Annotated in this window: 3 protein-coding genes; 1 reads left to right on the forward strand and 2 read right to left on the reverse strand. The window is 63.4% G+C overall.

The window, feature by feature from the left end:
• Positions 1-94: 94 nt before the first annotated feature.
• Both M2S36_RS21430 and dmeF read right to left on the reverse strand, forming a co-directional pair.
• Positions 95-439, reverse strand: a complete 345-nt coding sequence (locus M2S36_RS21430) for a cupin domain-containing protein (protein WP_003258412.1) — start codon at positions 437-439, stop codon at positions 95-97.
• A 96-nt stretch (positions 440-535) separates the two neighbouring features.
• The gene (dmeF, locus tag M2S36_RS21435) at positions 536-1,477 is read right to left on the reverse strand and encodes a CDF family Co(II)/Ni(II) efflux transporter DmeF (protein ID WP_333957812.1); all 942 of its coding nucleotides are present in this window, start codon (positions 1,475-1,477) and stop codon (positions 536-538) included.
• Between the two features lie 70 nt (positions 1,478-1,547).
• Between dmeF and M2S36_RS21440 the strand changes: the two genes are divergently transcribed.
• Entirely contained in the window at positions 1,548-1,823 is a 276-nt protein-coding gene (locus tag M2S36_RS21440; RefSeq protein ID WP_207837861.1) for a metal/formaldehyde-sensitive transcriptional repressor, read from the forward strand.
• Positions 1,824-2,171 lie beyond the last annotated feature (348 nt).

Genomic DNA, 2,171 nt, shown 5'->3' on the forward strand with positions numbered 1-2,171 from the left:
AAGCCGCTCCCACAGGTACTGCATCAGGCTTGAGGGCAGTGCAGTACCTGTGGGAGCCCGGCTTGCCGGCGACAGGGCCGGTAAAGTTTACAAATCAGGCAAAGACGAAGTACTTGCGCACGGTCTCGACCACTTCCCAGGTGCCTTTCATCCCCGGTTCGATCACGAACACATCACCCGCTTTCAGGTGCTTCGGCTCTTCGCCTTCCGGGGTGATGATGCAGTAGCCATCGAGGAAGTGGCAGAACTCCCACTTCTCGTAGTTGACCTCGAACTTGCCCGGGGTGCAGATCCAGGTGCCCATGATCTTGCTGCCGTCGGCCGACAGGTAGGCGTTGAGGTTGACGGTGTGCGGATCGCCGCCGATGCGCTTCCACTTGGTGGCGTCCACGACCGGTGTCGGGCAGGTTTCGCGCAGGACGGTGATGAAATCGGACATGGCACAACTCCTGGTGACTGGCTGAATGACTCGTCACCATAGGGCCATCGGCCGAGCCGCAGTTGCCTGGGCTCGACGTCCAGCTGTCTGGTCGCGCTATGCCAGGCGGTTGACCTCGACGGTGATGTGCGCCAGTTCTTCGTGTACGCCCAGGGCCGTGCGCACGCTGTCGGCGCTGAGCTCGGCCCGGGCGGCCAGGCCGAGAATGCAGGCGTACTGGTCCTTGCCCACGCGCCACACGTGCAGGTCGGTGATGCTGGCCGGCACTGGCAGCTGCGCCACCACTTCACGGATTTCTTCCACCACCGGCGCATCCATCTCCGCATCCAGCAGCACCCGCCCGGTATCGCGCAGCAGGCCACGGGCCCACAGCGCCACCAGCAGCGCACCGACCAGGCCCATGACCGGGTCGAGCCAGCCGGCGCCCCAGTACTTGCCGGCCAGCAGGGCGACGATCGCCAGCACCGAGGTAGCGGCGTCGGCCATCACATGCAGGTAGGCCGAGCGCAGGTTCAGGTCGTGGTGATGGTGGCCGTGGTCGTGGTGATGATCATGGCCATGGTGGTGATGATCGTGATGGTGATGGTCGTCACGCAGCAGCCAGGCACAGATCAGGTTGACGGCCAGGCCCACGGCGGCGATGAAGATCGCCTCGTCATAGTGGATCGGCCCCGGTGTCTGCAGGCGCTCCACCGACTGGAACGCCATCAGCCCGGCCACGCCCAGTAACAGCAGGGCGCTGGAGTAGCCGCCGAGAATCTCGATCTTCCAGGTGCCGAAGGCAAAGCGCCGGTCGCCGGCATAGCGCCGAGCGGCGGCGTAGGCCAGCAGCGACAGGCCCAAGGCCAGGGCATGGGAACTCATGTGCCAGCCGTCGGCCAGCAACGCCATGGAATTGAAGAACCAGCCCCCGGTAATTTCCGCCACCATCATCACCGCGGTCAGCCACACCGCCAGGCGCGTCTTGCGCTCGGCGCCCAGGTTGCTGGTATGGAACTGGTGGCTGTGCTGCCAGCGGTCTGAGGTTTGTGTCGCCATGGTTTATCATGCTCCCGGAACATCGAGAAATATACTATACCCCAGTATACCTAGCATGGTGTGGAACCCAATGGCACATACCCTGAAGAGCAAGAAGCAACTGCTGACCCGGGTGCGCAAGATCAAAGGCCAGGCCGCTGCCCTGGAGACAGCGCTGGAGCAGGACAAGGACTGCCTGGCGATCCTGCAGCAGATCGCCGCCGTGCGCGGCGCGGTGAACGGGCTGATGGCCGAAGTGATGGAAGGGCATATCCGCGAACACCTGGTGGCGGACGGGCTAAGTGCCGAGCAACGGCAGGACGAGGCGGACAAGGTGGCGGCGTTGCTGCGGTCGTACCTCAAGTAGCCGGTTGAAACGATCGGGGATACCCAGGGGGTAAACGTTCTTCACGGAGTGGTGGGAATTAGCAACCGGCGATGTGCTCGTCGGAAGATAGGCTCAAGGCTACCAGATGTCAGTCTTGAGTTTTGAGGTGATGCGTAAATCGAGCGCCGCCCGCGCGGCGCATCGCGAGCTGCGCTCGCTCCTACGTTTGTTTCGGGCCAGTAACGCCTATGACAGGCGCGCGCGACCGCCTTGTTTGTACGACGCGATATCAAGCCATGCGCCAAAGCGTTCGCGCGCAAATCCCCCAGGAATAATTGGCCCGAAACAAACGTAGGAGCGAGCGCAGCTCGCGATGCGCCGCGCGGG

The sequence above is a fragment of the Pseudomonas sp. SF2 genome, from assembly GCF_036858055.1.
In the GTDB taxonomy this organism is placed as follows: Bacteria; Pseudomonadota; Gammaproteobacteria; order Pseudomonadales; family Pseudomonadaceae; genus Aquipseudomonas.

Coding starts and splice junctions, on each gene's coding strand:
- M2S36_RS21430 (WP_003258412.1), bottom strand. CDS start 439: ATGTCCGATTTCATCACCGTCCTGCGCGAAACCTGCCCGACACCGGTC.
- dmeF (WP_333957812.1), bottom strand. CDS start 1,477: ATGGCGACACAAACCTCAGACCGCTGGCAGCACAGCCACCAGTTCCAT.
- M2S36_RS21440 (WP_207837861.1), top strand. CDS start 1,548: ATGGCACATACCCTGAAGAGCAAGAAGCAACTGCTGACCCGGGTGCGC.